The organism is Streptomyces sp. NPDC047841, from assembly GCF_040704085.1.
GTDB lineage: Bacteria > Actinomycetota > Actinomycetes > Streptomycetales > Streptomycetaceae > Streptomyces > Streptomyces argyrophylli.
The window spans coordinates 345221-367870 of record NZ_JBEYRP010000006.1; the positions used below are offsets into that span (position 1 = coordinate 345221).

A 22650-nucleotide genomic window follows, 5' to 3' on the forward strand; every position below is an offset into this window, starting at 1 on the left:
GTCGGTGCAGCGGTCCGGTGGGCGGCGCCGGTCAGCCGGTGGTCATCCAGCGGTCGGGGAGGGCGTCCCGGCGGCCCGTGCGGGACCGCTCCGCTTGCTCGTCCAGGAGCCGCGCGGCCTCCTCGGCGGCCCGCAGCCGGGCCGTGACGGTCTTGTCCGCGCCGGTGTCCACGTGGACGTCGGCGAGCCCCCAGCGGCGCTCCCAGGGCCCCTGGGTGAGCCGTACGCTCTGCACCTTGGCGTGCGGGACGAGGGAGAGCCGGCGGCACAGCAGGCCGCTCCGGGCGGTGAACACCGCGCCGGTGACCGCGAGCCCGTGCCCGCGCCACCACAACGGCAGGCACCACCGGGCCCGGCGCGGCACCCGCGACAGCTCCCCGGGGACGGTCACGCCGGGAAGCACGCGCGCGACCACGGTCTCGGCGACCGCGCGCGGGGCGACGGGGATCAGCACGGAGTTGGCGGAGCCCGCCACGTCCAGTTCCACCCGCACCCAGCCCGGCCACCGCCACAGCAGCGGCTGCACGATCCGCACGGTCTGCACCCGGCCGGGCGGCACCGTCTCGTGCGTGCGGTCGAGCAGCCCGTGGTCGATGCGGAGCCCGTCCGGGGACTCGCTCACCGTCCAGTCGAACTCCGTGACGAACCGGCCCACGCTGCTCGCGCCGGCCGCGCCGACCAGGGGCAGGGCGGTCCCGACGACCGTCCACAGGCTGTGGGTGACGAGCCACAGCACGGTCGGAATCACCACCGCCGCGCACAGCGAACCCCAGGTGGCACCCGTCAGCACCAGGGAGCGTGCCAGCTCCCGCGGGGGCACGCGCAGCAGTACGCGCGCCGGCGCCTCTCCGACCTCGTGCGCCGTCTCGGGCGCGAAACCCGCCGCGCGCGCGAGCAGTTCCGCGCGCAGGGCGCCCGCCTCCCGCTCGCCCAGGAAGGCCAGCTCGTCCTTGCTGTCGGCGCCGACGACGTCGATCCGCAGCTTCGCGACGCCCGCCATCCGCGCGAGCAGCGGACGCGAGACGTCCACGGCCTGGACGCGCTCCAGCCGGATGTGCGCGGTGCGCCGGAACAACAGTCCGGTGCGTATGCGCAGTTCGGTGTCGGTGACCGCGTAGTGCGTGAACCACCAGGACAGGAAGCCGTAGAGGCCGGCCGCCGGCACCAGTACCGCGAGCCCCAGCAGCAGCACGGTGCCGGTCAGCCGGTCGAGCTGCTCCTGCGCGCCGTTCGGGTCGTGCGCGGCCCAGCCGGCCAGCACCGCCAGCGGCGCCCACGCCCGGCGGAAGGGCGTGACCGGGTGCAGCCGGTGCTCGGTCACGGGCGGGCGCTCGGGTGTACCGCCGTGCGGCGTGCCGTCGTGAGGTCCGCCCCCGCTCGGTATGCCGCCGTCCGGTACGTCTTCGAGGCCGTCGGGGGAGGTCACAGGCCCGCCGATCGTGCCTCGCCCAGCTCGGTCAGCCGGTCGCGCAGGCGTTCCGCCTCGGCCGGGTCGAGGCCGGGGATGGTCGCGTCGGTCGCGGCGGCGGCCGTGTGCAGTTGCACGGTGGCCAGCCCGAAGCGCCGCTCCAACGGCCCGGAGGTCACCTCCACCAGCTGCATCCGCCCGTACGGCACCACCGTCTCCTCACGCCACAGGACACCCCGGCTGATCAGCAGGTCGTCGGCGCGCTCGGCGTACCGCCACGAGCGCCAGTTGCGCTCCAGCAGCCACCAGCACCAGGCGGCGCACGCGAGCGGCAGCAGGGCCCAGACCGCCCACCCGGGCCCCGCGAGGAGGCCCGGCAGGAGCCCCGCGGCGAGCGCGAGCACCGCCGTCCACACCACCAGCAGCAGCCGGCGCACGCGCAGCAGAGCGGGCCGCAGCCCGCGCCACACCGGCTGGTCCGCCGGCGCTCCGGTCCCTTCGGGACTCCCCGTTTCCATGCGCCCAGCGTACGTAGGGGAAACTGGGCCCATGACTCCTACGACGGAGACCACGGTCGGTATCGGCGGCGCGGCGGAGAGCACCGACATGGTGCTCAACATCGGGCCCCAGCACCCGTCCACGCACGGTGTGCTGCGGCTCAGGCTGGTGCTGGACGGGGAGCGCATCGTCCGCGCCGAGCCGGTGATCGGCTACATGCACCGGGGCGCCGAGAAGCTGTTCGAGGCGCGCGACTACCGCCAGATCATCGTGCTCGCCAACCGCCACGACTGGCTGTCGGCGTTCTCGAACGAGCTGGGCGTGGTCCTCGCCGTGGAGCGGATGCTCGGCATGGAGGTCCCCGGGCGGGCGGTGTGGACGCGCACGCTGCTCGCCGAGCTGAACCGGGTGCTGAACCACCTGATGTTCCTCGGCTCCTACCCGCTGGAGCTGGGCGGGATCACGCCGGTGTTCTACGCGTTCCGCGAGCGCGAGGTGCTCCAGAACGTCATGGAGGAGGTCTCCGGCGGGCGCATGCACTACATGTTCAACCGGGTCGGCGGCCTCAAGGAGGATCTGCCGGCCGGCTGGGCGGCACGCGCGCGCGAGGCCGTCGCCGCCGTGCGTTCGCGCATGGACGTCTTCGACGACCTGGTGCTCGGCAACGAGATCTTCCGGGGGCGCACCCGCGGGGTGGGCGTGCTGACGCCGGCGGCGGTGCACGCCTACGGCGTGAGCGGCCCCATCGCGCGCGCCTCGGGCGTCGACTTCGACCTGCGCCGCGACGAGCCGTACCTGGCCTACGGCGATCTCCAGGACACCCTGGAGGTCGTCACCCGGAGCGAGGGCGACTGCCTCGCCCGGTTCGAGGTGCTGCTGGCGCAGACCCACAACGCGCTGGACCTCGCCGACGCCTGCCTGGACCGGCTCGCCGAGCTGCCGCCGGGGCCGATCAACCAGCGGCTGCCGAAGGTGCTGAAGGCGCCCGAGGGGCACACGTACGCGTGGACCGAGAACCCGCTCGGCATCAACGGCTACTACCTGGTCAGCAAGGGTGACAAGACCCCGTACCGGCTGAAGCTCCGCTCTGCCTCGTACAACAACATCCAGGCGCTGACCGAGCTGCTGCCGGGGACGCTGGTGGCGGACATGGTGGCGATCCTGGGGTCGTTGTTCTTCGTGGTCGGCGACATCGACAAGTAGCCGGCGGCATCGGCGGGCGGGGCCTCACCGTCCGGGCGCGTCCCGCGGGTCCGGTTCCAGCGGGTCCGGGATGCCGACCGGCTGGAGCAGCCAGCCGAAGTCGCCGAGGCCGCCCGGTGCCGTCAGCTCGGCCGCCTCACCGGCGGTCGCGAGGGCGCGCACATAGGCGGCGGGGTCCGCGGAGGCGAGCGCGAGCGGGGGGCGTGCGCCGGTGATGTCGAGGGCGCGCAGAGCGGCGCGTTGCGTGAGCAGACGCGCGCCGGGAAGCTCCCGCGCCGGCGCGGCAGCGGAGGGGGTGCGCGCCGTACCGGAGGGCGTGTGGGCGGTACCGGAGGGCGCGCGGACCGTACCGGCCGCCGCCGCGCACGCGTCCAGGGCCACATGGGCCGTGATGTCACAGGAGCCGTCCGGGACGGGCACCGTCTGACGACCCTCGCGGAAGCCGGTGAGGGTGCCGAACGGGGGGCGCGTGTCGACGGTGTGCGCGTAGTCCACGGCCACCGCGAGCCCCCGCTCCACCCGGTCCACGGCCGACGCCCAGGCCAGGTCCCGGGGCAGCCCGACCTCCGCCCGCAGCCCCGGCCCGGCCGGCAGCGGCCACCAGCGGGCGAGCCAGTCGGCCGGCGCGCCCGTCACGGGCTCCCCGAGCCGCTCGGAGCCGTCCTCCGCGACGAGCACCAGCCGGGGCACGCCCGAGGAGTCCACCTCCACGACGTCCACGGGCACGTTGTCCAGCCACTCGTTGGCGAACAGCAGCCCGGTGACCGCCTCCGGGAGTTCGCCCAGCCAGGTGATCCGTTCGTCCAGGCCGGCCGGGCGGTCGGCGATCTCGACGGCGTACGCACGCGCGCGTGCGGCCACGTCGGCCGGCAGCGCGGCGAGCACCCCGCCGACCAGCTCCCCCCGCCCGGCGCCCAGGTCGACGAAGTCCAGCACCGGGGGCTGCCCGAGCGCCGCGTCGACCCGGCACAGCAGCCGGGCCACGGCCCGCGCGAACAGCGGGGAGGCGTGCACCGACGTGCGGAAGTGACCCGCCGGGCCCTCCGGGCGCCGGTAGAAGCCGCCGGGCCCGTACAGGGCCGCCCCGGCCGCCGCGCGCCAGCCGCGCGGGGCGCGGTCCGCGCCGCCGTGGCGGGAGCGCTCGCCGCCGTGGCGGGAGCCCTCGCTGCCGTGGCGGGGACCCGCCGCCGTCGTCCCATCCGTCACGGCACCAGACTAGGCACATCGTTGATCACGGCATCCACCTTGGGGAGTACGCGCACCGGGCACGGATCGGTCCTCCGGTTGACCCCTGCACGCATCTGGTTTCCCTACTCTGGGTTACGTGCAGCGCCTCTACGACTTCCTCCGCCGCCACCCGGTCTGGGTCGACTCCTTCTGGGCCGTCGTCCTGTTCGGGCTGTCCGCGCTGAGCGTGGTCAATCTCGACGGGGTGCGGGGTCACCACGGGACGATCCCGGGCGGGATGGCCGTGTCCACCGTCCTGTGCGTGGTCGTGGCGCTGCGCCGCCGTCTGCCGGAGCCGATGCTGCTGCTCGCCCTCGTGACCGGGCTGGTGCAACTCGTCCTGGACATCGAGACGACCGTCGCCGACTTCGCCATGCTGGTGATCACCTACACGGTCGCGACGGTCGGCGCGCGCTGGGCCTCCCGGCTGGCGCTCGCCGTCAGCCTCTGCGCGGCGGCCGTAGCCCAGATCCGCTGGCCGGCCGCGGACAGCAGCCTCCTCGGGCAGGCGGCCATAGCGGTCTTCCAGACGGTGCCCTTCGCCCTCGCCTGGGTCCTCGGCGACTCCATGCGCACCCGGCGGGCCTACTTCGCCCAGCTGGAGGAGCGCGCGGCCCGCCTGGAGAAGGAGCGCGAGGCGCAGGCGAAGGTCGCGGTCGCCGCCGAGCGCGCCCGGATCGCGCGCGAGCTGCACGACGTCGTCGCGCACAACGTGTCGGTGATGGTGGTGCAGGCCGACGGCGCCGCCTACGTCATGGACACCGCCCCCGACCAGGCCAGGAAGGCCCTGGAGACGATCTCCTCCACCGGCCGTCAGGCCCTGGCCGAGATGCGCCGCCTGCTGGGCGTGCTGCGCACCGGCGAGCACCAGGAGAGCGGGGAGTACGTCCCCCAGCCCGACGTCGAGCAGATCGACGACCTCATCGAGCAGTGCCGCAGCTCCGGCCTCCCGGTCGACTTCAAGGTGGAGGGCACCCCGCGGCCACTGCCCAGCGGCGTGGAGCTGACCGCGTACCGCATCGTGCAGGAGGCGCTGACCAACACCCGCAAGCACGGGGGGCCCCACGCGGGCGCGAGCGTCCGCCTGGTCTACTTCGACGACGGTCTCGGCCTGCTGGTCGAGGACGACGGCAAGGGCGCCCCGCACGAGCTGTACGAGGAGGGCGGCGCCGACGGACAGGGCCACGGCCTGATCGGCATGCGCGAGCGCGTCGGCATGGTCGGCGGCACCCTGGACGCCGGCCCGCGCCCGGGCGGAGGATTCCGCATCAGCGCCCTGCTGCCGCTCAAACCGGCGCACTGACCGACCCCTGATCCCGAACGGAAGAAGCCCGATGACGATCCGCGTGATGCTCGTCGACGACCAGGTGCTGCTGCGCACCGGGTTCCGGATGGTGCTCGCCGCCCAGCCGGACATGGAGGTCGTCGCCGAGGCGGGCGACGGCGTCGAGGCCATCCAGGTGGTGCGGTCGACCGCCGTCGACGTCGTCCTCATGGACGTCCGGATGCCGAAGCTGGACGGTGTGGAGGCCACCCGGCGGATCTGCGCGGAGCCGGACGCGCCCAAGGTCCTCATCCTGACCACGTTCGACCTGGACGAGTACGCCTTCTCCGGGCTGAAGGCGGGCGCCTCCGGTTTCATGCTCAAGGACGTGCCGCCCGGTGATCTCCTCGCCGCCATCCGTGCTGTGCACAGCGGCGACGCGGTCGTGGCGCCCTCCACCACCCGGCGCCTGCTGGACCGCTTCGCGCCGATGCTGCCCTCCGCCGGCAAGGAGCCCCAGCACAAGGAGCTGGAACGGCTCACCGAGCGGGAACGCGAGGTCATGGTGCTGGTGGCGCAGGGCCTGTCCAACGGCGAGATCGCGGCCCGGCTGGTGCTGAGCGAGGCGACCGTGAAGACCCATGTGGGCCGCATCCTGACCAAGCTCGGCCTGCGCGACCGGGTACAGGTGGTCGTGCTGGCGTACGAGACGGGGCTGGTACGCGCCGGCGGCCACGGCTGACGCTCACGACTCGGCCGGCTTGCTGGGCGGGGGCGGCTGGTCTTGGGCGGGCTTGCTGGGCGGGGGCGGCTTGGTCTTGGGCGGGCTTGCTCGGTGGGGGCAGCTGGTTTCGGGCCCGGGGTACTCAGCGTGGGCGGCTGGTTTTGGGCCCGGCCTCCTCAGCGTGGGCCGCTGGGCTTGGGTGCGGCTTCCTCAGCGTGGGCCGTCAGCCTTGAGCCTGGCTTGCCCGGCGTGGGCGGTCAGCTTGGGCCCGGCTCGCTCGGCGTGGGCCGCCCGGCCTTGGGCTGTGCTTGCTTGGCGTGGGCTGTCAGCCCCGGCCCGGCTTGCTCAGCGAGGGCCGCCCGGCCCCTGGCTCGGCTTGCTAGGCGTGGGCCGCCCGGCCTCGGGTCCGACTTGCTCGCGTTAGCCGTCAGCCTCGACTCCCTCGACGTGGGCCGTCAGCCTCGGGCCCCGCTTCCTCAGCATCGGCCGCCAGGCCCTGGGCCCCGCTTGCCCGGGTGAGCCGTCAGCCTTGGCCCGGCTTGCTCGGCAGGGGTCGCCCGACCTCGGGGCCCCGCTTGCTCAGCAAGGGCCGCCCGGCCCCGGGCTACGTTTCCTCAGCAAGGGCCGCCCGGCCGGGCCCCGCTTGGTCAGCGCAGGACGCCTTCGATGAAGTCGCTGCCCAGTCGGGCCACCGCAGTCAGGTCCAGCTGGTGCTGGACGTACCGGCCGCGGCGGCAGTCGGTGATCAGGCCCGCCTTCTTCAGCACCGTCAGGTGCCGGGATATCTCGGGCGCCGACATGCCGTGCGCGTCGGCCAGTTCGCTCGTGGTGTGCGGGGCGCGCGCCAGGTGCCGGCACAGCCGCATCCGCACCGGGTGGGCCAGGGCCTCCAGCCGGCGCGTGAGCTGTTCGACGGAGGGCGCCTGCGGCCGGGTACCGCTCGCGGGGTAGGTGATCGAGGGCTGCCAGCCGTACCGGTGCAGGACCATCACGTGCGGCCAGCCGAGACTGGTCGGCACCAGCACCAGGCCGCCGTCGCCAGTGGCGGCGCGGCCCACCAGCAGCTTGTCGACCGTGACGAGTCCGGCCTCCTCGTCCAGCGAGACGGCCCCGGACAGGGACGCGAGGGCCTCGCCGAGTCCCTTGCGGCGCAGCAGCTCGGTCCGGTGCCGGGCGTCGGCGGCCAGCTGGGGCTGGACACGGGCCCAGGTGTCGGCGAAGAAGGCCTCGTCGCAGTCGAGCATCAGCCGGCGGAACCAGGCGCGCACGGCCGGCGGGTCGGTCAGCAGGCGGCGCGTGAACCGCTCCTGTACGGCACCGCGCGCGGCGGCCAGTTCCAGGGAGCGGCGGCGCAGCTCCGGGTCCTCGAGCGGACCGGGCTCCTGGACGTCGTAGCGGAGCTGGCAGGTGAACTCCAGGGCGGCGTTGACGAACTGCTGGTCCGTCAGTTCGTCCAGCTGGTCCAGCTCTTCGGCGAGCGTCGCGCCGGGGAGCGCGCGTCCGCCGGGGAGGCCGGCGAACGGGGCGAAGACGTCCGAGAACGTCGTGCGCCACAGGAAGTCCGCCTCGCACAGCCGGTCGGCCAGGCAGGGCTCCAGCCGGGAGGAGACGGCGGCCGCCCAGCCCCGCAGCTCCGGGTGGTGCCCGGGCTCGCTCAGCGCGTGCAGCGCCATCCCCAGTTCCGCCAGCGGGGAGGGCACGACGGAGACCCTCTCCAGAGGCAGTCCGGTGATGTCGATGGTCACGCTCATGGCCCCATGGTGCACCGGGCCACTGACAGCGCCCCCGTGGATTGACGGCAACCGTCAATCCACGGGACATCCACGCCGCTCAGGGGCAGCGTCGAGTGCGCCGGGGCCGCCGCGGCGCCCGGTCGGTCACCGGTCAGCCACGTCACGAGAAGGCGATCAGCCATGAGCATCACCCAGCAGTACCTCCTCGACAGCTACCGCGCCCGTCTGCACGGCGAGCCCGGGCCGCCCGCGCCGGGCCGCCACGACCTCGGCCTCCTCCGCGAGGTGCGCGACCACCGGCGCTTCCGCGCGGTCATCGCCGGACGCCCGGCGCACGGGCGGCTCCGGCGCGCCCTGGCCCGCCGGGCGCGCCCCCGCGCCCTCTAGGCCCTGCCGGGCAGGCGGTCCACGAAGTCCCGCACGGCCGCGCGGACGTCGTCCGCCGTCCACTCCAGCCCCGCGGCCTGGACGCCGACCTCCGTGAACGCGAGGCCGGGCCCGCCGGTGTTCCAGACGTTCGCGAACAGCATCACCGAGGTCTCCTCGGCCTGAAGGAGCGACGCCTCGGCGGCCACCTCCGGTTCGTACGGCAGCCAGACCTGGAACTGGTGGGTGTGCGGCTCCTCCGGGTGGACACGGGCCCAGGGCACCCCGGCCGCCGCGAAGCCTTCGCGCAGCGCGGCGGCCACCACGCGCGCGTGCCGCACGTACTCGGGCAGCCGGGGCGCTTCGCGGTCCAGGCCGACGAGCGCGGACAGCACGGTCGGGAACTGCTGGAAGACCGTGCCGCCGTACCGGTGCCGCCAGGTCTTCGCCTCCTCCACCAGCGTCCTCGGACCGGCGAGCGCGGCGCCGCCGAAGCCGCCGACGGACTTGTAGAACGAGACGTAGACGCTGTCGGCGAGGCCGGCGATCTCCGCCAGGGGGCGCCCGAAGTGCTCGGTGCACTCCCACAGGCGCGCGCCGTCGAAGTGCACCACCGCGTCACGCTCCCGCGCCGCCGCGACGGTCTCGGTCAGCTCCTCCCAGGTGGGCAGCACGAAACCGGCGTCCCGCAGGGGCAGCTCCAGCATCAGCGCGCCGAAGGGCTCTTCGAGGTCGCGTATCTCGGCCGCCGTGGGCAGCCGCCGCTCCCCGCCCACCCTGACCGGACGCAACCCGCTGACCTGGCTGAACGCCTGCCGCTCATGGACTTCCGGGTGGGCCAGCGGGTGCAGGGCCACCGCCGGGTTCCCGGTGCGGGCCGCCCAGCAGCGCAGGGCCACCTGCTGGGCCATGGTGCCCGTCGGGAAGAACGCGGCGGCCTCGGTGCCGAGCAGCGCGGCGACCCGCTCCTCCAGGGCGGCCACGATCCGGTCGCCGTAGACGTCCCCGGGCTCGTCCAGGTCGTACACCTCGGCGCCCGCTTCCTGGAGCTGCGCGAGCCGTTCGCGGATGGAGTCCCGGGGGGTCGCGTGCGCCAGGATGCGCCGCGCCCCCCGCTGGGCGGCCCTGCGCCGCTCCCGCGAGCGTTCCTCCGCCGACCGTTCGTCGTCCTGCTCAGCCACATCAGTCATGCCGTGGATCATGCCTCGCGCGGCGCCCGCGCGGCAGCCCGGTTTTCCCGCGGGGAAGAGCGGGAGGGGGACGTGGTGAAACCCACAGCCTGTGGACAACCGGCCGCCGCCCCACCCGATAGCGTTAACATGACGAGAAATCGTCCGGTACCCAGAGCGGACTGGAACGGGAAGGCCGCCGTCGCGTGAGTACAGTCCACCAACCAGACCTCAGGGACCGCCCCGCGCGGCTCACCGTCGGCGTCGTCGGCGCCGGTCGCGTGGGCCCCGCGCTGGCCGCGTCCCTCCAGCTCGCCGGGCACCGCCCGGTGGCCGTCTCCGGAGTCTCCGACGCCTCCCGCAGGCGCGCCGAGACCATGCTCCCGGACGTCCCGCTGGTGCCGCCCGCCGAGGTGCTCCAGCGCGCCGACCTGGTGCTGCTCACGGTCCCCGACGACGTCCTGCCCGGCCTGGTCGCCGGCCTCGCCGAGACCGGCGCGGTGCGGCCGGGACAACTGCTGGTGCACACCTCCGGCCGGTACGGCGCGAAGGTGCTCGACCCCGCCCTGCGCGCGGGCGCGCTGCCGCTGGCCCTGCACCCGGCGATGACCTTCACCGGCACGCCGGTCGACGTCCAGCGGCTCGCGGGCTGCTCCTTCGGCGTCACCGCGCCCGAGGAGCTGCGGCTGGCCGCCGAGGCCCTGGTGATCGAGATGGGCGGGGAACCGGAGTGGATCAGCGAGCGGAACCGCCCGCTCTACCACGCGGCCCTCGCGCTCGGCGCCAACCACCTGGTGACCCTGGTGGCCCAGTCCATGGAACTGCTGCGCACCGCCGGTGTGGCGGCACCCGACCGGATGCTCGGCCCCCTGCTCGGGGCCGCCCTGGACAACGCCCTGCGCTTCGGTGACGCCGCCCTGACCGGCCCGGTCGCGCGCGGGGACGCCGGTACGGTCGCCGCGCACGTCACCGAGTTGCGCGAGCACGCCCCGCAGACCGTGGCGGGCTATCTGGCGATGGCCCGCGCGACGGCCGACCGCGCGCTCGCCCACGGCCTGCTGAAGCCGGAACTCGCCGAGGACCTCCTCGGGGTACTAGCCGACGGGGGCGAAAGCCGAGGCCAGGGAGGACAGGAAGGCCGAGGAGACCAGGACGGCGAGGGAACCGGCGGCCCGAACGGCTCCGGCGGCCCGGACGGCCCGGACGGCCCGGACGGCTCCGACGGCACGACCGGCACCGAGGGGAACGACCGATGAGCACCGCCCTGCTGAGCACCGCCGACGAGCTGCACGCGCGTGTGCGCCACGGCCGCCGCGCCGTCGTGATGACCATGGGCGCCCTGCACGAGGGCCACGCGACGCTCATCCGCGCCGCGCGGGAGGCCGCCGGCCCCGGCGGCGAGGTCGTCGTCACGGTCTTCGTCAACCCGTTGCAGTTCGGCGCGGGCGAGGACCTGGACCGCTACCCGCGCACCCTGGACGCGGATCTCGAGCTCGCCGGGCGGGCGGGTGCGGACGCCGTGTTCGCGCCCTCCGTGGACGAGGTCTACCCGGGCGGCGAACCCCAGGTGCGCGTCTCCGCGGGCCCCATGGGCGGGCGCCTGGAGGGTGCCTCGCGGCCCGGGCACTTCGACGGGATGCTCACCGTCGTCGCCAAGCTGCTGCACCTCACCCGCCCCGACGCTGCCCTGTTCGGCCAGAAGGACGCCCAGCAGCTCGCCCTGATCCGGCGCATGGTGCGGGACCTCAACTTCGGCGTCGAGATCGTCGCCGTACCGACCGTCCGCGAGGAGGACGGACTCGCGCTGTCCAGCCGCAACCGCTACCTCTCGGTGTACGAGCGCCGTACCGCCCTCGCGTTGTCCCGCGCGCTGTTCGCCGGCCGGGACCGGCACGCGGCACAGGAAGCGCTGCGCGCGCGGGCCCGGGAAGTGCCCTCCACGCACGCGCGTGCCGAGGCGCTGAGCGCCATAGGGGAGTCCCGCGCGGCGGCCGACGCGCACGCGGTGGCCACCGCCGCGCCCGGCGGCCCGGCGGCCGTCCGCGCCGCCGCCCGCCAGGTCCTGGACGAGGCCGCCCGCCTCGAACCGCCCCTCCGGCTGGACTACCTGGCCCTGGTCGACCCCTCCGACTTCACCGAGATCGGCGACGACTTCACCGGCGAGGCCGTTCTCGCCGTCGCGGCCCGGGTCGGCACGACCCGGCTGATCGACAATCTCCCTCTCACCTTCGGAGCCGCCTCGTGACCAGCACAGGCATACGACTGCACGCACCCGCCCCCGGGTGGAGCATCTCCGCGGACGTGGTCGTCGTCGGCTCCGGAGTGGCCGGCCTGACCGCTGCGCTGCGCTGCGAGGCCGCCGGGCTCACCACGGTCGTCGTCACCAAGGCCCGCCTCGACGACGGCTCCACGCGCTGGGCGCAGGGCGGCATCGCCGCGGCCCTCGGCGAGGGCGACACCCCCGAGCAGCACCTGGACGACACCCTGGTGGCCGGCGCGGGCCTGTGCGACGAGGAGGCCGTGCGCATCCTCGTCACCGAGGGCCCCGACGCCGTCCGGCGGCTCATCTCCACCGGCGCCCACTTCGACACCGACGACGAGGGCGACATCCACCTCACCCGCGAGGGCGGCCACCACCGGCGCCGGATCGCGCACGCGGGCGGCGACGCGACCGGCGCGGAGGTCTCCCGGGCGCTCGTGGAGGCCGTACGCGCGCGCGGGCTGCGCACCATCGAGAACGCGCTGGTCCTCGACCTGCTGACGGACGCCGAGGGCCGCACGGCCGGGGTCACCCTGCACGTGATGGGCGAGGGCCAGCACGACGGCGTGGGCGCCGTGCACGCGCCCGCCGTGGTCCTCGCGACCGGCGGCATGGGACAGGTGTTCTCGGCGACCACCAACCCGTCCGTGTCGACCGGCGACGGCGTGGCGCTGGCGCTGCGCGCGGGCGCCGAGGTCAGCGACCTGGAGTTCGTGCAGTTCCACCCGACCGTGCTGTTCCTCGGCGCGGACGCCGAGGGCCAGCAGCCGCTCGTCTCCGAGGCGGTGCGCGGCGAGGGCGCGCACCTGGTCGACGGGGACGGCGTGCGCTTCATGGTGGGCCAGCACGAACTGGCCGAGCTGGCGCCCCGGGACATCGTCGCCAAGGGCATCCTGCGGCGGATGCTGGAGCGGGGCGCCGAGCACATGTACCTCGACGCCCGGCACTTCGGCGCCGCGATGTGGGAGCACCGCTTCCCGACCATCCTGGCCGCCTGCCGCGCCAACGGCATCGACCCGGTCACCGAGCCCATCCCGATCGCCCCGGCCGCCCACTACGCCTCCGGCGGCGTCCGCACCGACGCGCGGGGACGCACCACGGTCCCGGGCCTGTACGCCTGCGGCGAGGTCGCCTGCACCGGCGTGCACGGCGCCAACCGGCTCGCCTCCAACTCCCTCCTCGAAGGCCTCGTCTACGCCGAGCGGATCGCCGCCGACATCGCCGCCGCCCGTGCGGCGGACGGCCTGGACGCGCGCGTGCCCGTACCGGTCCCGGAGCCCGCGAAGCCGGCCCACCCGCTGCTCACCCCCGAGACCCGGTTCGCCATCCAGCGGACCATGACCGAGGGCGCGGGCGTGCTGCGCTCGGAGGAGTCCCTCGCCAGGGCCGCGGACCAGCTCCAGAGGCTGCACTCCGAGGCCCGGGACGCGCTGGAGGAGAACGGCAAGACCGCCGAGCCCGGCGTGGACACCTGGGAGGCCACCAACCTCCTGTGCGTGGCCCGGGTCCTGGTCGCCGCCGCCCGGCTGCGCGAGGAGACCCGCGGCTGCCACTGGCGCGAGGACCGCGCCGGGCGCGACGACGCGAACTGGCGGCGCCACATCGTCGTACGGCTCAATCCGGACCGGTCGCTGGCCGTACGCACCACCGACACCGCAGACTTCCCCCCTGTCCGGTAACACCAGCGCCCCAGGAGCAGTGACAGACGTGAGCACCGACGACCTTCCCCTCGCCTCGAACGGCGGCTGCGGCGACGGCTGCACCTGCGGCGCCGAGGGTGACGAGGAGTACCTGGAGTGCGGGCTCGACCCCGCGCTCGCCGAACTGCTGGCCGCCGCCGGACTGGACCCGATCGAGGTCGAGGACATCGCCAACGTCGCCATCCAGGAGGACCTGGACGGCGGTGTGGACGTGACGACCGTGTCGACCATCCCGGAGGACGCGGTCGCCACCGCCGACTTCACCGCGCGCGAGGCGGGCGTCGTGGCCGGTCTCCGGGTCGCCGAGGCCGTGCTCTCCGTGGTGTGCACGGACGAGTTCGAGGTCGAGCGGCACGTGGAGGACGGCGACCGGGTCGTGGCCGGGCAGAAGCTGCTGTCGGTCACCACGCGCACGCGTGACCTGCTCACCGCCGAGCGCAGCGCGCTGAACATCCTGTGCCGGCTGTCCGGCATCGCGACCGCCACGCGCGCGTGGGCGGACGCGCTGGAGGGCACCAAGGCGCGCGTGCGCGACACCCGCAAGACGACGCCGGGCCTGCGCTCGCTGGAGAAGTTCGCCGTCCGCTGCGGCGGGGGCGTCAACCACCGCATGTCGCTGTCCGACGCGGCCCTGGTGAAGGACAACCACGTGGTCGCCGCCGGCGGTGTCGCGCAGGCCTTCAAGGCCGTACGGGAGGCCTTCCCGGACGTGCCGATCGAGGTCGAGGTCGACACCCTGCACCAGCTGCGCGAGGTCGTGGACGCGGGCGCCGACCTGATCCTGCTGGACAACTTCACGCCCGGCGAGTGCGAGGAGGCCGTCGGCATCGTCGGCGGGCGGGCGCTGCTGGAGGCGTCCGGGCGGCTGACGCTCGCGGGCGCGCGCGCGTACGCCGAGACCGGCGTGGACTTCCTCGCCGTCGGCGCGCTGACCCACTCCTCGCCGATCCTGGACATCGGCCTGGACCTGCGCGAGGCGGAGTAACGGCGATGCTCCTCACGATCGACGTCGGCAACACGCACACCGTCCTCGGCCTGTTCGACGGTGAGGACATCGTCGAGCACTGGCGCATCTCCACGGACGCGCGCCGCACGGCGGACGAGCTGGCGGTGCTGCTCCAGGGCCTGATGGGCATGCACCCGCTGCTCGGCGAGGAGCTGGGCGACGGCATCGACGGCATCGCCATCTGTGCGACCGTCCCGTCGGTGCTGCACGAACTGCGCGAGGTCACCCGGCGGTACTACGGCGACGTGCCCGCCGTCCTGGTCGAGCCGGGCGTGAAGACGGGCGTGCCGATCCTCACCGACAACCCCAAGGAGGTCGGCGCCGACCGGATCATCAACGCCGTCGCGGCCGTCGACCTGTACGGCGGTCCCGCGATCGTCGTGGACTTCGGCACGGCGACGACCTTCGACGCGGTCTCCGCGCGCGGGGAGTACGTCGGCGGGGTGATCGCGCCCGGTATCGAGATCTCCGTGGAGGCGCTCGGCGTCAAGGGCGCGCAGCTGCGGAAGATCGAGGTGGCCCGGCCGCGCAGCGTGATCGGCAAGAACACGGTCGAGGCGATGCAGGCGGGCATCGTGTACGGCTTCGCCGGGCAGGTCGACGGGGTCGTCAGCCGGATGGCCCGGGAGCTGGCGGACGACCCGGAGGACGTGACGGTGATCGCCACGGGCGGACTGGCGCCGATGGTGCTGGGCGAGTCCTCGGTGATCGACGAGCACCAGCCGTGGCTGACCCTGATGGGCCTCCGCCTGGTCTACGAACGCAACGTCTCACGGCTGTGAGAACGGCCCGGCGCCCGACCGGGTGCCGGGCCGTTCCGTGAGGGCCCCCCGCCGCGCGTGGCACCGGATGGAGGAAGCCGGAGCGACACGCGGGGGAAAAGAGATGCGGAATCGTCACTTTTGTCCGATTAGTGGGTAGCGTCGCCGCATGCCCACGCCATACGGATCCCGCGGCGGCATGGCGTTCGGCGCGGAGGAGCTGCGTGTGCTCCGCCGCGCCCTCGCTCTCGCCCTCCACCCCGGCCACGCCTCCGCCGAGGACGTGCAGGACTGCCTCCGGCTCGCCGAGACGCTCGACGAGGCGATGTGCGAGGGGGCCAGGCTGCGCGCCTTCCTGGTGGCCGACCTGGGCCGCTACCGGGCCGCCCTGCCTGGTACCGCCGCCGGCTACCTCACCCTCCTGGAGGAGGTGCTCGGCGCCGGGTGCCGGCCGACGCCGGACGACCTGGCCGCGCTCCGGGCGCTGCGCGGGAACCCCGCGGCGGCGGCGTTGCTGGACCGCTGCCGGGAGCTGGCCGAGCAGGACGTGCGGGCACGGTTCGCGCAGGGCGGGCGGAAGGTGCCCGCGCCCGCCGTGCCGCCGGCCAGGACGCGTCTGCTGGCGCTTGCGGGCGGCGCAGGGGAGTCCGGGGCCCCGCGGGGCGCGGGGGAGGCCGACGGGCCCTCCAGGCCCCCTCAGGAGCCCCCTCAGGAGCCCGCGCAGGAGCCCGGGCGGAAGCCGTCGCCCGGCCCCTCGGACCGGCCGGCTCCGGAACCGGCGGCCCCCAAGCGGCCCATCCCGACACCCGGGGAGGTCTTCCCGCCCCGCAAGCCGGCGCCCCCGGCACAGTCCGCGCCGTGCCGGCTGGCCGCGGGTTAGAAAGGCCCCGAGGGGCGCCCCTGCCCCTTTTCGGCGTTCCGGCGTGGCTACCCTGGAGCCATGGACTACATCTCCGCGCTCGTGCCCCCGGTCGTCATGGCCGTGTTCTTCATCGGTGTGGTCAGGGTGATCGTGAAGACGCAGGGCGGGGCCGCCAAGGCCAAGGAGGACGCGGCCGTCGACGCCGCTCTCGCCCGCGCGGAGAGCGCCCGCCAGGCCTCCGCCGCCGGCGACGCCTGACCGGGCCCACGGCGGAGCACACCGCATCACCACAGGTCACAGCACCCCGGCCGTCCCCCGGCGTACGACTCCCCGCGCCCCGGCGCCCCACGAGTCGTACGCCCTTTTTGTTCGCGTCTGCAGCTCTAGTGCACGTCTGGCACGCCATTGCCGGGATCTCCCACTATTGTTCTGAGTTGTGCCTCGCCCCTTGGGAGAACTCGAAGACGCGGTCATGACGCGGGTGTGGAAGTGGAACCGCCCGGTGACCGTTCGAGAAGTCCTGGAAGACCTCCAGCGGGAACGCTCCATCGCGTATACCACCGTGATGACCGTTTTGGACAATCTCCATCAGAAGGGCTGGGTGCGTCGCGAGGCCGAAGGGCGGGCCTATCGATATGAGGCCGTGTCGACACGGGCCGCGTACGCCGCCGCCCTCATGAACGACGCCTGGTCGCAGAGCGACAACCCGGCCGCCGCGCTCGTCGCCTTCTTCGGCATGATGAGCGAGGAACAGCGCCAGGCCCTCAGGGACGCCGTACGCATCGTCCAGGGACCGGAAGAAACCCGGGAAGCCCCCGAAGCCCGCCAACAGGAACCCGCCGAAGCCCGCCGAGAGGAGAACCCCGGCGCGCCGGAGGGCTCCGGCGGGCGATAGCGTCCGCTCATGTCGACAGAGCGTCCCGAAGTCCCCGCAAAAGCCATCAGCATCCGCCGGGCCCGGACCAGCGATGTCCCCGCCGTGCGCCGCCTCCTCGACGCCTACGTCCGCGACCGCATCCTGCTCGACAAAGCCACGGTCACGCTTTACGAGGACATCCAGGAGTTCTGGGTCGCCGAACGCGACGACAACGCCGAGGTGGTCGGCTGCGGAGCGCTGCACGTCATGTGGGAGGACCTCGCGGAAGTCCGCACACTGGCGGTGAAGCCCGGCCTCAAGGGCGCCGGCGTCGGTCATCAGGTTCTGGAGAAGTTGCTCCAGACCGCGCGCTGGCTCGGCGTTCGACGCGTTTTCTGCCTGACCTTCGAAGTCGACTTCTTCGGGAAGCACGGCTTCGTGGAGATCGGGGAGACACCGGTCGACACGGATGTGTACGCGGAGCTGTTGCGTTCCTATGACGAGGGCGTCGCCGAGTTCCTCGGTCTCGAACGAGTGAAGCCGAACACCTTGGGCAACAGCCGGATGCTTCTGCATCTGTGATCGTCATTGCCCCGGTGGCCTATGTCCGAAACGCGCATGTTTCCGGGCGGGGGCGGTCCACTGAGTCACTCCCGAGGGTTTGTGTTTTTCCGGCAAAAGCGGTTTGCTTTCCGACGTACTGCAGTACTGCATATAACAGGGGCGGCGAAACGGCGGACGCCGCACAGCCCTGGCCCTCAACGTTATCGATGAAAGGAAATACGGTGGCACAGAAGGTTCAGGTCCTTCTTGTCGACGACCTCGACGGCGGCGAGGCGGACGAGACCGTGACGTTCGCGCTGGACGGCAAGACGTACGAGATCGATCTCACGACTGCCAATGCGGACAAGCTGCGCACCCTTCTCGACCCCTATGTGAAGGGCGGGCGCCGTACCGGCGGCCGTTCCTCCGGCGGGCGTGGAAAGGCGCGTGCCGCCACCGGCGGCAACCAGGACACCGCGGCGATCCGCGCCTGGGCGAAGGAGAACGGTTACGAGGTCAACGACCGCGGCCGGGTTCCCGCGTCCATCCGCGAAGCCTACGAGAAGGCCAACGGCTGATCCCGCCGGTCGGCGGGGTGCCCGGCGCACGCGCGCCGCAGCCGGACCCGGTGGCACTCCGCTGCCACCGTGTCCACCAGTCGCACGAGATCGGGGGCGCTCCCCTCGCGCCCCGCGGGGGGCGACGCCGGCACGGCCGGCATGGCGGGCAGCGAGGCCCCGGCCTCGCGTCCCGGACCGGGGGGCCGCATCCACACGGCGGCCCCCTGCTCGGACCGCCGGGGCGCGGCCCCGGCCCGTACGGACCCGGGCCCCGCGACGGCGGACCCCGCGGGCGGCGGCGGGGCCTCCATCGTCTCGCCCGCCCCGAGGACGCGTAGGTCCAGGGCCACCGCGCCCCACTCCAGCCAGGCCAGCAGACCGGGCAGCTCCTCCGCGCTGCCCGCGGCCACCAGCAGCCGCATCCGGTCGCCCCACAGGGCCACCGGGGAGTCCGGCGCGAGATGCCGGAGCGCCTTCGCGCCCGCCTCGGCCGGTACGTCCAGCACGTCGAACCGCACCCCCGTGCGCAGCCGCAGCGGCCGTCCGGGCACGGTCGGCCACCCCAGATCGTTCTCGTACCAGTGCCGGGTCCGGGCCTCCGGATCGACGGGCCGGCGGGGAAGGGGGACCGTGGAGGTCATGCGGACCGAGCCAACCATGCAAGGAGCAACAGCCGGACCCCCTTTCGGGTTACGCTGGGTGCCTTGTCGACTGCGCACAGTGCCGGAAGTAGGGGCGCGTGGGGGTGCGGGGAGGCGCAAGGTTGTTCGCCCATAGCGGAGGGAACCGGTGCGCGCCGCATGGAGTGTCAGTCCCTGCGGGTAAGACATGCCTAGTGGGAGGGGGCGACACGCAGGAAAGGCCGTCTCACGTTCGCCATCGGCGTACTGGCGACTGGGGTAACTGCCTGGCCTGCGGGAACATCGTCTCGCACCATCGGGTTGGAGCAGATGTCGGCGTCACGGGTCAGGAGGCCATCCACGGTGTCGGCAGTTGGAATGAGCGGTCCCCGCTTGCGGGACTAAGCTGCGGAAGGACAGGGAGGGGAAGTTCCCCCCACTGCCTGACCGCTCTGAGGAGCGATTAACGATGTTCGAGAGGTTCACCGACCGCGCGCGGCGGGTTGTCGTCCTGGCTCAGGAAGAAGCCCGGATGCTCAACCACAACTACATCGGCACCGAGCACATCCTCCTGGGTCTCATCCACGAGGGCGAAGGTGTCGCCGCTAAGGCCCTGGAGAGCCTCGGCATTTCGCTTGAGGCGGTCCGCCAGCAGGTGGAGGAGATCATCGGCCAGGGCCAGCAGGCCCCGTCCGGTCACATCCCCTTCACCCCCCGTGCCAAGAAGGTCCTGGAGCTGTCGCTCCGCGAGGCCCTTCAGCTGGGCCACAACTACATCGGCACGGAGCACATCCTGCTCGGCCTGATCCGCGAGGGCGAGGGCGTCGCCGCCCAGGTCCTGGTCAAGCTGGGCGCAGACCTCAACCGGGTGCGGCAGCAGGTCATCCAGCTGCTCTCCGGTTACCAGGGCAAGGAGACCGCCGCCGCGGGCGGCCCGGCCGAGGGCACCCCCTCGACCTCTCTCGTCCTGGACCAGTTCGGCCGGAACCTCACCCAGGCCGCTCGTGAGTCCAAGCTCGACCCGGTCATCGGGCGCGAGAAGGAGATCGAGCGGGTCATGCAGGTGCTGTCCCGCCGTACGAAGAACAACCCGGTGCTGATCGGTGAGCCCGGCGTCGGCAAGACCGCCGTCGTCGAGGGCCTCGCCCAGGCCATCGTCAAGGGCGAGGTGCCCGAGACCCTCAAGGACAAGCACCTCTACACGCTGGACCTCGGCGCCCTGGTCGCCGGCTCCCGCTACCGCGGTGACTTCGAGGAGCGCCTGAAGAAGGTGCTCAAGGAGATCCGCACCCGCGGCGACATCATCCTGTTCATCGACGAGCTGCACACGCTGGTCGGTGCGGGTGCCGCCGAGGGCGCCATCGACGCGGCCTCGATCCTGAAGCCGATGCTGGCCCGCGGTGAGCTGCAGACCATCGGTGCGACCACGCTGGACGAGTACCGCAAGCACCTGGAGAAGGACGCGGCCCTGGAGCGCCGCTTCCAGCCCATCCAGGTCGCCGAGCCGTCCCTGCCGCACACGATCGAGATCCTCAAGGGGCTGCGCGACCGGTACGAGGCGCACCACCGCGTCTCCATCACGGACGAGGCCCTGGTCCAGGCGGCCACCCTGGCCGACCGCTACATCTCGGACCGCTTCCTGCCGGACAAGGCGATCGACCTGATCGACGAGGCCGGTTCCCGGATGCGCATCCGCCGGATGACCGCTCCGCCGGACCTGCGCGAGTTCGACGAGAAGATCGCCGCCGTCCGCCGGGACAAGGAGTCCGCGATCGACTCGCAGGACTTCGAGAAGGCCGCGTCCCTGCGCGACAAGGAGAAGCAGCTCCTGGCCGCCAAGGCGAAGCGGGAGAAGGAGTGGAAGGCCGGCGACATGGACGTCGTCGCCGAGGTCGACGGCGAGCTGATCGCCGAGGTCCTCGCCACGGCCACCGGCATCCCGGTCTTCAAGCTGACCGAGGAGGAGTCCAGCCGCCTGCTCCGCATGGAGGAGGAGCTGCACAAGCGGGTCATCGGCCAGAACGACGCCGTCAAGGCGCTGTCGAAGGCGATCCGTCGTACGCGTGCGGGCCTGAAGGACCCGAAGCGTCCCGGTGGTTCGTTCATCTTCGCCGGCCCGTCCGGTGTGGGTAAGACCGAGCTGTCCAAGGCGCTCGCCGAGTTCCTCTTCGGCGACGAGGACGCGCTGATCTCCCTCGACATGTCGGAGTTCAGCGAGAAGCACACGGTGTCGCGTCTCTTCGGTTCGCCCCCCGGATACGTGGGCTACGAGGAGGGCGGCCAGCTGACGGAGAAGGTCCGCCGCAAGCCGTTCTCGGTCGTCCTCTTCGACGAGGTCGAGAAGGCCCACCCGGACATCTTCAACTCGCTGCTGCAGATCCTGGAGGACGGTCGTCTGACCGACTCCCAGGGCCGGGTCGTGGACTTCAAGAACACGGTCATCATCATGACGACCAACCTCGGCACCCGGGACATCTCCAAGGGCTTCAACCTCGGCTTCGCCGCCGCGGGCGACACGAAGACCAACTACGAGCGCATGAAGAACAAGGTGTCGGACGAGCTCAAGCAGCACTTCCGCCCCGAGTTCCTCAACCGCGTCGACGACGTGGTCGTCTTCCCGCAGCTGACGCAGGAGGACATCCTGCGGATCGTCGACCTGATGATCAGCAAGGTGGACGAGCGCCTGAAGGACCGGGACATGGGCATCGAGCTGTCCCAGTCCGCCAAGGAACTGCTGTCCAAGAAGGGTTACGACCCGGTGCTGGGCGCCCGGCCGCTGCGCCGCACGATCCAGCGCGAGATCGAGGACACGCTTTCGGAGAAGATCCTCTTCGGTGAGCTGCGCCCCGGTCACATCGTGGTCGTGGACACCGAGGGCGAGGGCGACGCCGTCACCTTCACCTTCCGGGGTGAGGAGAAGTCGGCACTGCCGGACGTCCCGCCGATCGAGCAGGCCGCGGGTGGGGCAGGGCCCAACCTGAGCAAGGAGTAAGCGTCAGCCTCCGGCGGTCCAGCCGGACTCAAGGGGCCGGTGCCTTCGGGCACCGGCCCCTTCGGCGTTCCCGGGCGCGGTCGCGTGCCCAGGACGCGGTCCGTGCCGGGCGCGTCCGGTCCTACGACAGCTGTCCGTCGTAGTCCGGCAGCTTGAAGGTCTTCTCGGCGTGACCGCCGGACAGGTCCGTGGCGCTGTTGCCGATGTTCGCGATGATCGTGTAGCCGTCGTTCTCGATGCCGGCGCGCTGGGCGGTCTTGTAGGCGGCGACGTCCTTGAAGAGGTCGGCCAGGCCGCGGACACGGAGACCGGAGACGTCGTAGCCGTCGTGCTCGAGGTTGTACTCGGTGGGCCAGTACAGGACGCCGGGGCGGGCGGTGACGAAGAAGAGCGAGACGCCGTGCTCCTGGGCGTAGCGGGCGACGTCCAGGACGGGGCGGTTGGCCGGCTGGGGGTAGCTGAAGCCGAAGTCGGTCTCCAGCGTGGTGTTGTCGATGTCGAAGACGATCGCCTGCTTCTCGCCGGGCCTGGCGGCGGCGATGCGGTCCTTCAGGTACGGGAGGGCCTGGTCCATGACCGCCTGGCAGTCCTTCTGCCAGGCGGCGTGGTCGACCTTGGCGGAGGAGGTGCTCGTGGCCGCGGCCCCGGCGGGGGCGGCCGTCGCCGCCGGGGCGGCCAGCGAGGCCAGGGCGGCCACGGAGACGGTGGTCACGCAGATGCGGCGCGCCCAGGGGCGTCTGGTCATCGGTGGGGGTCCTCTCGCGTCTGAATGTCAGGGGCATGATCTGAGGCGAGGGTGGCGCGAGGGGAACCGTAGGGTTACTGGAGGGTAGGCGCCTAGAGGCCTGCGTCACATTTCTGCATTTCCCGACAAGGGGTGCCGGTGATATGCGGCACA

General features: G+C 72.9%; 22 protein-coding genes. 15 read left to right on the top strand and 7 right to left on the bottom strand.

Going from position 1 to position 22650, the window contains the following annotated elements:
* Positions 1 to 31: 31 nt before the first annotated feature.
* Complete coding sequence (locus AB0947_RS12200) at positions 32 to 1384, bottom strand: PH domain-containing protein (RefSeq protein WP_366750311.1); 1353 nt, start codon at positions 1382 to 1384, stop codon at positions 32 to 34.
* Positions 1385 to 1422: 38 nt separating this feature from the next.
* Positions 1423 to 1926 carry a PH domain-containing protein gene (locus tag AB0947_RS12205; protein WP_366750253.1) on the bottom strand — a complete coding sequence of 168 codons (504 nt, stop codon included), beginning with the start codon at positions 1924 to 1926 and terminating at the stop codon, positions 1423 to 1425.
* A gap of 31 nt (positions 1927 to 1957) precedes the next feature.
* On the opposite strand from AB0947_RS12205, the gene AB0947_RS12210 reads away from it, so the two are divergent.
* Positions 1958 to 3109 carry an NADH-quinone oxidoreductase subunit D gene (locus tag AB0947_RS12210; RefSeq protein ID WP_366750254.1) on the top strand — a complete coding sequence of 384 codons (1152 nt, stop codon included), beginning with the start codon at positions 1958 to 1960 and terminating at the stop codon, positions 3107 to 3109.
* 24 nt (positions 3110 to 3133) lie between these two features.
* Here AB0947_RS12210 and AB0947_RS12215 read toward each other — a convergent pair whose 3' ends face one another.
* Positions 3134 to 4186, bottom strand: a complete 1053-nt coding sequence (locus AB0947_RS12215; protein ID WP_366750312.1) for an SAM-dependent methyltransferase — start codon at positions 4184 to 4186, stop codon at positions 3134 to 3136.
* A 247-nt stretch (positions 4187 to 4433) separates the two neighbouring features.
* Here AB0947_RS12215 and AB0947_RS12220 point away from each other — a divergent pair, with 247 nt between their 5' ends.
* Positions 4434 to 5639 (top strand): sensor histidine kinase, encoded by a 1206-nt coding sequence (locus AB0947_RS12220; protein ID WP_366750255.1) that lies wholly within the window; start codon positions 4434 to 4436, stop codon positions 5637 to 5639.
* Between the two features lie 31 nt (positions 5640 to 5670).
* The gene (locus AB0947_RS12225) at positions 5671 to 6342 is read left to right on the top strand and encodes a response regulator transcription factor (protein WP_366750256.1); all 672 of its coding nucleotides are present in this window, start codon (positions 5671 to 5673) and stop codon (positions 6340 to 6342) included.
* 629 nt (positions 6343 to 6971) lie between these two features.
* On the opposite strand, the gene AB0947_RS12230 is transcribed toward AB0947_RS12225, so the two are convergent.
* The gene (locus AB0947_RS12230) at positions 6972 to 8075 is read right to left on the bottom strand and encodes a DUF5937 family protein (RefSeq protein WP_366750257.1); all 1104 of its coding nucleotides are present in this window, start codon (positions 8073 to 8075) and stop codon (positions 6972 to 6974) included.
* Positions 8076 to 8237: 162 nt separating this feature from the next.
* On the opposite strand from AB0947_RS12230, the gene AB0947_RS12235 reads away from it, so the two are divergent.
* Positions 8238 to 8444, top strand: coding sequence for a hypothetical protein (locus tag AB0947_RS12235; RefSeq protein WP_366750258.1), 207 nt, complete (start codon positions 8238 to 8240; stop codon positions 8442 to 8444).
* Here AB0947_RS12235 and AB0947_RS12240 read toward each other — a convergent pair.
* Positions 8441 to 9613 (bottom strand): beta-eliminating lyase-related protein, encoded by a 1173-nt coding sequence (locus AB0947_RS12240; RefSeq protein ID WP_366750259.1) that lies wholly within the window; start codon positions 9611 to 9613, stop codon positions 8441 to 8443. The genes AB0947_RS12235 and AB0947_RS12240 overlap by 4 nt on opposite strands.
* A 185-nt stretch (positions 9614 to 9798) precedes the next feature.
* On the opposite strand from AB0947_RS12240, the gene AB0947_RS12245 reads away from it, so the two are divergent.
* The 10 genes from AB0947_RS12245 (at position 9799) to AB0947_RS12290 (ending at position 18158) form a co-directional block, all read left to right on the top strand.
* Positions 9799 to 10848, top strand: coding sequence for a DUF2520 domain-containing protein (locus AB0947_RS12245; protein WP_366750260.1), 1050 nt, complete (start codon positions 9799 to 9801; stop codon positions 10846 to 10848).
* Entirely contained in the window at positions 10845 to 11837 is a 993-nt protein-coding gene (panC, locus tag AB0947_RS12250) for a pantoate--beta-alanine ligase (protein WP_366750262.1), read from the top strand. Before AB0947_RS12245 ends, panC begins: the two co-directional genes overlap by 4 nt.
* Positions 11834 to 13531: an L-aspartate oxidase gene (locus tag AB0947_RS12255; protein ID WP_366750263.1), complete on the top strand. Its 1698-nt coding sequence runs from the start codon at positions 11834 to 11836 to the stop codon at positions 13529 to 13531. Before panC ends, AB0947_RS12255 begins: the two co-directional genes overlap by 4 nt.
* Positions 13532 to 13559: 28 nt before the next feature.
* Complete coding sequence (gene nadC / locus AB0947_RS12260) at positions 13560 to 14537, top strand: carboxylating nicotinate-nucleotide diphosphorylase (RefSeq protein ID WP_366750265.1); 978 nt, start codon at positions 13560 to 13562, stop codon at positions 14535 to 14537.
* A gap of 5 nt (positions 14538 to 14542) precedes the next feature.
* Positions 14543 to 15340: a type III pantothenate kinase gene (locus tag AB0947_RS12265; protein ID WP_171154041.1), complete on the top strand. Its 798-nt coding sequence runs from the start codon at positions 14543 to 14545 to the stop codon at positions 15338 to 15340.
* Between the two features lie 178 nt (positions 15341 to 15518).
* Positions 15519 to 16199 (top strand): hypothetical protein, encoded by a 681-nt coding sequence (locus tag AB0947_RS12270; protein WP_366750313.1) that lies wholly within the window; start codon positions 15519 to 15521, stop codon positions 16197 to 16199.
* A gap of 60 nt (positions 16200 to 16259) precedes the next feature.
* The gene (locus AB0947_RS12275) at positions 16260 to 16439 is read left to right on the top strand and encodes a hypothetical protein (protein ID WP_366750266.1); all 180 of its coding nucleotides are present in this window, start codon (positions 16260 to 16262) and stop codon (positions 16437 to 16439) included.
* Positions 16440 to 16617: 178 nt separating this feature from the next.
* Positions 16618 to 17076, top strand: coding sequence for a BlaI/MecI/CopY family transcriptional regulator (locus AB0947_RS12280; protein ID WP_366750267.1), 459 nt, complete (start codon positions 16618 to 16620; stop codon positions 17074 to 17076).
* Positions 17077 to 17085: 9 nt separating this feature from the next.
* Positions 17086 to 17619 (top strand): amino-acid N-acetyltransferase, encoded by a 534-nt coding sequence (locus AB0947_RS12285; protein ID WP_366750268.1) that lies wholly within the window; start codon positions 17086 to 17088, stop codon positions 17617 to 17619.
* 203 nt (positions 17620 to 17822) lie between these two features.
* Entirely contained in the window at positions 17823 to 18158 is a 336-nt protein-coding gene (locus AB0947_RS12290) for an Lsr2 family protein (protein ID WP_103817333.1), read from the top strand.
* Here the strand turns inward: AB0947_RS12290 and AB0947_RS12295 are convergent.
* The gene (locus AB0947_RS12295; RefSeq protein WP_366750269.1) at positions 18137 to 18781 is read right to left on the bottom strand and encodes an SCO3374 family protein; all 645 of its coding nucleotides are present in this window, start codon (positions 18779 to 18781) and stop codon (positions 18137 to 18139) included. The genes AB0947_RS12290 and AB0947_RS12295 overlap by 22 nt on opposite strands.
* 448 nt (positions 18782 to 19229) lie before the next feature.
* Between AB0947_RS12295 and AB0947_RS12300 the strand changes: the two genes are divergently transcribed.
* A complete protein-coding gene (locus AB0947_RS12300) occupies positions 19230 to 21752 on the top strand; it encodes an ATP-dependent Clp protease ATP-binding subunit (RefSeq protein WP_359272370.1) in 2523 nt (840 codons plus the stop codon).
* Positions 21753 to 21873: 121 nt separating this feature from the next.
* Here the strand turns inward: AB0947_RS12300 and AB0947_RS12305 are convergent, their stop codons facing one another.
* Positions 21874 to 22497 carry an HAD family acid phosphatase gene (locus tag AB0947_RS12305; protein ID WP_366750271.1) on the bottom strand — a complete coding sequence of 208 codons (624 nt, stop codon included), beginning with the start codon at positions 22495 to 22497 and terminating at the stop codon, positions 21874 to 21876.
* Between the last annotated feature and the right edge of the window lie 153 nt (positions 22498 to 22650).

Coding starts and splice junctions, on each gene's coding strand:
- AB0947_RS12205 (WP_366750253.1), bottom strand. CDS start 1,926: ATGGAAACGGGGAGTCCCGAAGGGACCGGAGCGCCGGCGGACCAGCCG.
- AB0947_RS12210 (WP_366750254.1), top strand. CDS start 1,958: ATGACTCCTACGACGGAGACCACGGTCGGTATCGGCGGCGCGGCGGAG.
- AB0947_RS12225 (WP_366750256.1), top strand. CDS start 5,671: ATGACGATCCGCGTGATGCTCGTCGACGACCAGGTGCTGCTGCGCACC.
- AB0947_RS12230 (WP_366750257.1), bottom strand. CDS start 8,075: ATGAGCGTGACCATCGACATCACCGGACTGCCTCTGGAGAGGGTCTCC.
- AB0947_RS12235 (WP_366750258.1), top strand. CDS start 8,238: ATGAGCATCACCCAGCAGTACCTCCTCGACAGCTACCGCGCCCGTCTG.
- AB0947_RS12240 (WP_366750259.1), bottom strand. CDS start 9,613: ATGACTGATGTGGCTGAGCAGGACGACGAACGGTCGGCGGAGGAACGC.
- panC (WP_366750262.1), top strand. CDS start 10,845: ATGAGCACCGCCCTGCTGAGCACCGCCGACGAGCTGCACGCGCGTGTG.
- AB0947_RS12265 (WP_171154041.1), top strand. CDS start 14,543: ATGCTCCTCACGATCGACGTCGGCAACACGCACACCGTCCTCGGCCTG.
- AB0947_RS12270 (WP_366750313.1), top strand. CDS start 15,519: ATGGCGTTCGGCGCGGAGGAGCTGCGTGTGCTCCGCCGCGCCCTCGCT.
- AB0947_RS12275 (WP_366750266.1), top strand. CDS start 16,260: ATGGACTACATCTCCGCGCTCGTGCCCCCGGTCGTCATGGCCGTGTTC.
- AB0947_RS12285 (WP_366750268.1), top strand. CDS start 17,086: ATGTCGACAGAGCGTCCCGAAGTCCCCGCAAAAGCCATCAGCATCCGC.
- AB0947_RS12295 (WP_366750269.1), bottom strand. CDS start 18,781: ATGACCTCCACGGTCCCCCTTCCCCGCCGGCCCGTCGATCCGGAGGCC.
- AB0947_RS12300 (WP_359272370.1), top strand. CDS start 19,230: ATGTTCGAGAGGTTCACCGACCGCGCGCGGCGGGTTGTCGTCCTGGCT.
- AB0947_RS12305 (WP_366750271.1), bottom strand. CDS start 22,497: ATGACCAGACGCCCCTGGGCGCGCCGCATCTGCGTGACCACCGTCTCC.